Here is a 7,375-nt window from a genome sequence, read left to right as displayed (position 1 = left end):
GGAATTTTGCAAAGGTCTCAGGCCGTCTGAAATTTCAGACGGCCTTTGGTTTTACCAGATATCGGATTTGATTTTGCGTTTCAAGCCCGGGTGTTCAGAGAGTTTGAACTCTGGGTCTTTACCCATTTTCAGCTTGGCTGTGTAGTCTTTCAACAGCAGGAAGGCAAGCGGGGACAGGAGTAGGATGGCGACGAGGTTAATCCATGCCATGATGCCCATTGCCATGTCTGCCATATCCCATACCAAGGGTACGTTGGCAACTGCGCCGAAGTAGACCCATGCCAAAACCAGCATACGGAAAACGGCGGTAACCAGCCAATGGCTCTTGATGAATTGGACGTTGGACTCGGCATAGGCATAGTTACCGATAACGGTTGAAAAGGCAAACATAAACAGGATGACGGCAAGGAAGCCCGCGCCCCATTGACCCACTTGGCTGACAATCGCCGCCTGCGTCAACGCCGCACCGCTCAGGTCGCCGTAAGGCTGCTGATAGGTCAAGATGATAAAGGCTGTGCATGAGCAGACGATGATGGTATCGACGAAAACGCCCAGCATTTGAATCATGCCTTGGGAGACGGGGTGTTTCACTTCGGCAGCGGCGGCGGCATTCGGCGCGGAACCCATACCCGCCTCATTGGAATACAGGCCGCGTTTGATACCCTGCATCATGGTGGTCGAAATCAGACCGCCGAGGAAACCGCCTGCAGCCGAATCGAAGTTGAACGCGTTGGAGAAAATCTGACCGAACACGTCAGGAATCAGGGAAATATTGGTAGCAATGATGAAGAGTGCTATGACGAGATATAAAACCGCCATCAGCGGAACGATAATTTCCGCGGCTTTAGATACGCGACGGATACCGCCGAAGATAATAGGGGCAGTCAGAATGACCAGGGCGACACCGACATAGTGTTGATCCCAGCCCCATGCCGCTTTGGTGGTATCGGCGATGGTATTGGTCTGTACGGCTTCAAATACAAAGCCGAAACAGAAAATCAGGCTCAGGGCGAACAAAACGCCCAGCCATTTTTGTCCCAGGCCTTGAGTGATGTAGTAGGCAGGACCGCCGCGGAAGTGGTGGTTGTCGTAGTCCCGAACTTTAAAGAGTTGGGCCAGTGAAGATTCGACAAACGCCGAACTCATGCCGATTAAGGCGGTTACCCACATCCAGAATACCGCGCCCGGCCCGCCGAGTTTGATGGCAATCGCCACGCCGGCGATGTTGCCCACGCCTACGCGGCTGGCCAAGCCGGTAACGAATGCTTGGAATGGTGTGATTCCGTGCGGATCATCACCTTGTTTGCGGCCGCCCAACATTTCTTTGATACTGCGGCCGAAGAGGCGGAATTGTACAAAACCGGTGGTAACGGTGAAAAAGAGGCCTGCGCCTAAAAGCATATATACCAACCCCGACCACATTGGGTCGTTGATGGCGTTTATCCAGCCGTGAAGCTGTTCGAAAAATTGATCCATACAAACCTTTCAGAGTTTCTGCATTTTCAGACGGCCTGTGTGTGGAGGCTGTCTGTAACTGGATGTATTCTAGCAGACTGTCAACAAACTGAAAAACGTTTACATATTCTTTTTTATATTATCTTTTTGATTATCATGTAATTTTATTATTATGGTGTAAAGGATTTATCGATTTAAACTCTTCCGTTTTACATATTTGAACAAAAAGGCCGTCTGAAAACAGAGTCTTGTTTTCAGACGGCCTTGATTTTATTTCAATGCGTTATTCGGGACGCATTTGCGGGAACAGAATCACGTCGCGGATGGTTTGTGAATCGGTCAGTAGCATTACCAAGCGGTCGATGCCGATGCCGCAGCCGCCGGTCGGCGGTAAACCGAACTCCATGGCGCGGATGTAGTCGGCATCATAGTGCATGGCTTCATCGTCGCCAGCGTCTTTTTGCGCCACTTGCGCTTTGAAGCGTTCGGCTTGGTCTTCCGGATCGTTCAACTCGGAGTAGCCGTTTGCCAGTTCGCGGCCGACAACGAAAAGCTCGAAGCGTTCGGTCAAACCCGGTTTGCTGTCGGATGCGCGTGCCAATGGTGATACTTCGACAGGGTAATCGATGATGAAAGTCGGGTTCCACAGCTTGCCCTCGGCGCAACCTTCAAACAGGGCAAGTTGCAGGCTGCCGATGCCTGGAGACGGAGGCAGGCTTTCGCCGTGTTTGACAATTTCTTTTTTCAGCCATTCTTCATCGTTCAACTGCTCATCGGTGTAGTGCGGATTGTATTTTTTGATGGCGCCGAGAATGGTCAGGCGTTCAAACGGGCTTTCCAAATCGACTTCTTTGCCGTTGTAGCTGATTTTTGCCGTGCCGTTTACTGCGCGGGAAGCGTTGCGGATGATGTCTTCCGCCATTTGCATCATGCGTTCGTAGTCGGAGAAGGCTTCGTAGAATTCGATCATGGTGAATTCAGGGTTGTGGCGTACGGACATGCCTTCGTTACGGAAGCTGCGGTTGATTTCAAACACGCGTTCCAAGCCGCCGACAACCAAGCGTTTCAGATACAGCTCGGGCGCAATGCGCAGATAGAGCGGAATATCCAAGGCATTGTGGTGGGTAACGAACGGTTTCGCTGTTGCGCCGCCTGGAATCGGGTGCATCATTGGGGTTTCGACTTCCAAATAATGCTCGTTGACCATGAAATTGCGCACGGATTGGATGATTTGGCTGCGTTTGATAAACGTATTGCGCGATTCTTCGTTGGCAATCAAATCGACGTAGCGTTGACGGTATTTGGTTTCCTGGTCGCTCAAGCCTTTATGTTTGTCCGGCAGAGGGCGTAGGGATTTGGATAGCAGGCGGATGTTGGATACGCGCACGGTCAATTCGCCGTGGTTGGTTTTGAACAAAGTACCTTCCGCACCGACGATGTCGCCCAAGTCCCAGTGGTTGAAGTCGTCCAAAACTTCTTGGCTCACGCCTTTGTTGTTCAAATAAAGCTGGATTTGACCGGTAACGTCTTGAATGGTGGCGAAGCTGGCTTTGCCCATTTGACGTTTGAGCATCATGCGGCCGGCCACTTTGACGGGAATGCCTTGCGGGTCGAGTTCTTCTTTGCTGATTTCACCGTATTGGGTGTGCAGGTCGGCGGCAAAGCTGTCGCGTTTGAAATCGTTAGGGTAGGCGTTGCGTTCTTTGCGGATGTTGTGCAGTTTCTCGCGGCGCAGGGCGATGATTTGGTTTTCATCCAACTGCGGCTCGATTTGCGGATTGTTTTGTTCGCTCATGGTGTTTTCCGGAAAATGAGTCAGGCTGCCGGAGTTTTCAGACGGCCTGAATAAAGTGAAAAATTGGCTCTATTTTACGCGATGTCGGTGTTTTTTTCTATAAAGGCAGAAAGGCCGTCTGAAACCTGAACTGCCCCCCAAAAAACTGTATTTTTGTGATCGGCTTGTCGGCGATGAAGGGATTTTTGCGGTGGTCGGTCAAGATTTTGGACTGAAGGGTTTGAGTGCGCCGATGCCGCTTTCCTGACAGGCGGTTATCCAACGTTGCAGATGGGTGCGTGAGATGTGGTATTGGTCTTGGTATTTGAAGTGTAATGCATATAGGGACATAAAAAAACTGCACCTTGTTAGTTGGAGGGCAACTTTGGGGATGTAGTTCATTCTGTCTAATATCTTGCTCTTCAATTATCAAAACCTCTGGATTTAGATACGGAAATTGCTTCAATACGTGCCATTTGACGGTAACGCCGAGTTTGATTCGGTGCTCCACCTTTACCCGGATAAATCCCTGTTCCACGTTCCACTTCAAATGTAAAATGTTTAGGTTGGCGGGCAAATGTTACATATTCACGCGCTTCTATTTCCGACATTATGATTTTTTTGACTTTGCCCAACTTGGCTTCTGCATCTTTAATCTTCATGCCCGGGTGTACACCTGAAGCCGTGTGACAGGTAGGAGAATCGGTTTCCAAAAAATTAATTTTTTTATGGAGTTTTATAGGAGAATCAGGATCGTCGTCTCCATCTTGAAAAGCGATAACCATAACGTCTTTAGATAGCGTAATGGCAACAAACGCCACACCTTCGGCATCGCTTTCTCTTTCCATTTTTGCCTTCGGGAATTTCTGTTTTACCTGCTTTAAGTTCTGCCCTAATTTAATTCCTCCGATACTGTCTTTTTGAATCAAACATTCGGCAGTAGCCGGCATGGCAAAACCCAAGATCAATGCGCTCATTATCCCGATTTTGTGCAACATGGTTACTTTCCTATTTAATAAAAATTAGTTATAAAAAAACTGCACCTTGTTAGTTGGAGTAGCAACTTTTTGGGTGCAGTTTAACCTGAAAAATCAACTTCAGACGGCCTTTTGTTTCATGAAGGGCAGTTAGATATCGGTTTCCAAATAAACGACTTGGGTTTGCAGATATTCTTCCAAACCGTGTTTGCCGTCCGCGCCGCCGATACCTGATTTTTTCCAACCGGCATGGAAGCCCTGCATGGCTTCAAAGTTTTCGCGGTTGATGTATGTCTCGCCGAAACGCAGGCGGCGGGTTACATAAAACGCTTCATTCAGATTGGTGGTATAGACGGAGCTGGTCAGGCCGAATTCGCTGTCGTTTGCCAAAGCGATGACTTGATCGAGCGTGTCGAAAGTGGCAACCGGCAGGACGGGACCGAAGGTTTCTTCCTTCATGATGTCCATGCTGTTGTCGGTATCGGTCAGCAGGGTCGGCTCGAAGAAATAGCCGCGTCCTTCGGCGCGTTTGCCGCCGCAGACCAGTGTCGCACCTTGTTTGACGGCGCGTTCCACTTTTTCAGCAACGGCTTTGACAGCGCGCTCTTCAATCAGCGGACCCATTTCCAGCGCGCCTGCTTCGGCTTCGGCCGGGTTGCCGTAGCGTACGCCTTTCATGGCGGCGGTCATTTTTTCGATAAACGCGTCTTTCAGGCTGTTGTGGACATACACGCGTTCGGCGCAGTTACAGATTTGGCCGGTATTGCCCACGCGTGAAGCCAAGATGGATTTGACGGCCAGATCCAAGTCGGCATCTTTCAGAACGATGGCAGGGGCTTTGCCGCCCAGTTCCAGTGAGACTTTGGTAATGTTGGCGGCGGCTGCTTCCATCACTTGGCGGCCTGCATCGACAGAACCGGTCAGGCTGACCATATCGACTTGCGGATGTGATGCCAAGGCATTGCCGATTTCTGCGCCAGGGCCGTTAACGACGTTGAATACGCCGGCCGGTAAGCCTGAAGCATGAACGATTTCAGCAAAAATGTGGCAGTTAATCGGGGTAACGCTGCTTGGTTTGACGACGATGGTATTGCCTGTTACCAAAGCCGGGCCCATTTTGCGGGCGATCAGGAAGAATGGGAAGTTCCACGGCAAAATGCCGGCGATTACGCCCAAAGGACGTTTGAACAATAAAATATTTTCGCGCGGGCGGTCGCTTTGGATGATTTCACCTTCATAACGGCGCGCCCATTCGGCTTGGTAGTCGAGATAATCGGCAGTGAACATGACTTCTATGCGTGCCAAATCTTTGGTTTTGCCGCCTTCGGCGACAATGGTGTCGGTCAGCTCGTCGGCGCGTTCGCGGATGCCTTGGGCAATTTTGCGCAGGTATGCGCCGCGTTCAACGGCAGGCAAACGCTCCCATGCAGTTTGTGCATCTCTGGCCGCAGCAACGGCACGATCAACATCGGCTTTTCCGCCTTTAGGCTCACGTGCGATGACTTCTTCGGTTGCCGGATTCAATACATCACGCCATGCGCCGTTAAAATCGGTTTCAAAGCGGCCGTTAATATACATAGACAGTTGTTTCATCAAACCTTCTCCTGTTGTTGTAGTTGGATGTAGTTTTAGTCTATGCCTAAATTGTCTGGCATACAAGAGGATTTAGCGTGGGTTGATGGTAGGTATTTGGAAGTTTTTAGAAAAAGATGTTGGGTGAGGAGTTGGGTTTGATTGATTCAAGAGGTTTGTGATGCTTTCAGTCACATCTATAACAGCATTGTGACAAAGCTCGAATATTCTTGATGTTGATAATAAGGGAGGTATTGAGTGAAGAAAGGTTTGATGGAGAATATAAAAAAAACCTGCTTTGAAAAAAAGCAGGTTTTCATATTTGGTGGGTCGTGAGCGATTCGAACGCTCGACCAACGGATTAAAAGTCCAAATAATAAAATATAACTAATTGTTTCCAAACAGAGTTGAAGCCAGCACCTTCAGTCTGATACAGTTTAATTTTGCCTTATCTCGGCACAAACCGGACACATACCACAGAACGAAAATCCAAGCATTTTTACTCAATTTGCTTTGATTTTCGTTTTTTCTTTTCAGAATAAATAAAGGAAGGGATGTGAAAAAAACATGAAGAGAATATTGATACTGACAACATCACTCTTTGCTTTTTACCAAACATCAGCGATTGCCGACACTCCATACCCTCAATACGCTGCATTAGTTGAAAAGCATGCAGCATTACAGCGTTTGGACAAAAACATTGTATGGGCGGTTATGGGGCGTGAGAGCTCAGGAAACCGTTATGCTCTGTCCAATAAGAATGCACGGGGTTTGTTACAGGTCATACCTCCCACTGCTGCAAGAATGGGGGTGAATCCTAAAAACCTCTACGACCCGGAACAAAACATCATCGCAGGTACACGCTACCTGCGTTTTTTATGTAACCACTTTCCTGATAAATCCAGCCCACATGGTTGCAATATTGATTTGGTACTGGCTGGGTATAACGCCGGTGAGGGAGCTGTCAGGAAATATGGTGGCATTCCGCCTTATCGGGAAACGCAGCACTACGTCCGCAACGTGAAAGAACGTTACGCACGATTGAGCGGCAATCGTACAGTTTTGGCTTCACACCCTGTTCAGCCTTTTAAACCGAAGCCTATACCTGCTGTTGTCCGATCTGACAGCTCGTCTGAAAACATAGTAAAAGTAGCAGCCCAAACACCCGTCAAACGATACGCGGAATGGGATGTATTTAAAGAGTTTTAACTGCCTTCGGGCAATTCTTATCACCGCTAAATGCGGTTTTTTTTTGTCTTTTAAAAAGGAAATAATGATGAACAACATCAAAAAAATTGTAGCCAATCCCCAAACTATCGCTGCGGTTGCTTTATTGACAATTGCACAAATGACGTTGGCAGACGGGTTTAATGATGTCAATAATATTGCGGTGAAAGTCCGCCAAGGCATCTATGTTCTTGTCGGCACGATTTGCGGTATAACCATGCTTTGGTTTTTTCTACAAGCAAAAAGTGGTCGAAAAACATGGGGTGATTTTTTAGAACTCAGTTTGTATGTGGTTGGTGCAGGTGCATCTATTGCCTTTGCTACTTATCTGTTTACCAAAGGCGGTTCGGTTTCATTCTGAGGAACACAG

7 protein-coding genes are annotated in these 7,375 nt (G+C 48.5%); 2 read left to right on the top strand and 5 right to left on the bottom strand.

The window, feature by feature from the left end; translation table 11 throughout:
• Positions 1 to 51 precede the first annotated feature (51 nt).
• From HMPREF2606_RS00855 to aldA, 5 genes are all read right to left on the bottom strand, one after another.
• On the bottom strand, positions 52 to 1,476 hold the full coding sequence (locus HMPREF2606_RS00855; protein WP_070712189.1) for an alanine/glycine:cation symporter family protein: 1,425 nt from the start codon (positions 1,474 to 1,476) through the stop codon (positions 52 to 54).
• Positions 1,477 to 1,738: 262 nt separating this feature from the next.
• The gene (gene lysS / locus HMPREF2606_RS00850; RefSeq protein ID WP_049323415.1) at positions 1,739 to 3,250 is read right to left on the bottom strand and encodes a lysine--tRNA ligase; all 1,512 of its coding nucleotides are present in this window, start codon (positions 3,248 to 3,250) and stop codon (positions 1,739 to 1,741) included.
• Positions 3,251 to 3,448: 198 nt separating this feature from the next.
• Positions 3,449 to 3,580, bottom strand: coding sequence for a hypothetical protein (locus tag HMPREF2606_RS10500; protein WP_283120566.1), 132 nt, complete (start codon positions 3,578 to 3,580; stop codon positions 3,449 to 3,451).
• A gap of 71 nt (positions 3,581 to 3,651) precedes the next feature.
• Positions 3,652 to 4,227 (bottom strand): hypothetical protein, encoded by a 576-nt coding sequence (locus tag HMPREF2606_RS00845; RefSeq protein ID WP_070583800.1) that lies wholly within the window; start codon positions 4,225 to 4,227, stop codon positions 3,652 to 3,654.
• Between the two features lie 129 nt (positions 4,228 to 4,356).
• On the bottom strand, positions 4,357 to 5,799 hold the full coding sequence (gene aldA / locus HMPREF2606_RS00840) for an aldehyde dehydrogenase (RefSeq protein ID WP_070712191.1): 1,443 nt from the start codon (positions 5,797 to 5,799) through the stop codon (positions 4,357 to 4,359).
• Positions 5,800 to 6,345: 546 nt separating this feature from the next.
• Between aldA and HMPREF2606_RS00835 the strand changes: the two genes are divergently transcribed.
• Together HMPREF2606_RS00835 and HMPREF2606_RS00830 are read left to right on the top strand one after the other, a co-directional pair.
• Positions 6,346 to 6,987, top strand: coding sequence for a lytic transglycosylase domain-containing protein (locus HMPREF2606_RS00835; protein ID WP_070843154.1), 642 nt, complete (start codon positions 6,346 to 6,348; stop codon positions 6,985 to 6,987).
• 64 nt (positions 6,988 to 7,051) lie between these two features.
• Entirely contained in the window at positions 7,052 to 7,366 is a 315-nt protein-coding gene (locus HMPREF2606_RS00830; RefSeq protein ID WP_070814693.1) for a hypothetical protein, read from the top strand.
• Positions 7,367 to 7,375 lie beyond the last annotated feature (9 nt).

Origin of the sequence: Neisseria sp. HMSC070H10, assembly GCF_001837635.1 — a bacterium.
Lineage (GTDB): Bacteria > Pseudomonadota > Gammaproteobacteria > Burkholderiales > Neisseriaceae > Neisseria > Neisseria subflava_A.
Note: the sequence above shows the minus strand (reverse complement) of the source record. Positions and strands in the feature narration are given on the sequence as shown.

Excerpts from the sequence above, each read along its gene's own strand:
- HMPREF2606_RS00855 (WP_070712189.1), bottom strand. The coding sequence starts at position 1,476 with ATGGATCAATTTTTCGAACAGCTTCACGGCTGGATAAACGCCATCAAC.
- lysS (WP_049323415.1), bottom strand. The coding sequence starts at position 3,250 with ATGAGCGAACAAAACAATCCGCAAATCGAGCCGCAGTTGGATGAAAAC.
- HMPREF2606_RS10500 (WP_283120566.1), bottom strand. The coding sequence starts at position 3,580 with ATGTCCCTATATGCATTACACTTCAAATACCAAGACCAATACCACATC.
- HMPREF2606_RS00845 (WP_070583800.1), bottom strand. The coding sequence starts at position 4,227 with ATGTTGCACAAAATCGGGATAATGAGCGCATTGATCTTGGGTTTTGCC.
- aldA (WP_070712191.1), bottom strand. The coding sequence starts at position 5,799 with ATGAAACAACTGTCTATGTATATTAACGGCCGCTTTGAAACCGATTTT.
- HMPREF2606_RS00835 (WP_070843154.1), top strand. The coding sequence starts at position 6,346 with ATGAAGAGAATATTGATACTGACAACATCACTCTTTGCTTTTTACCAA.
- HMPREF2606_RS00830 (WP_070814693.1), top strand. The coding sequence starts at position 7,052 with ATGATGAACAACATCAAAAAAATTGTAGCCAATCCCCAAACTATCGCT.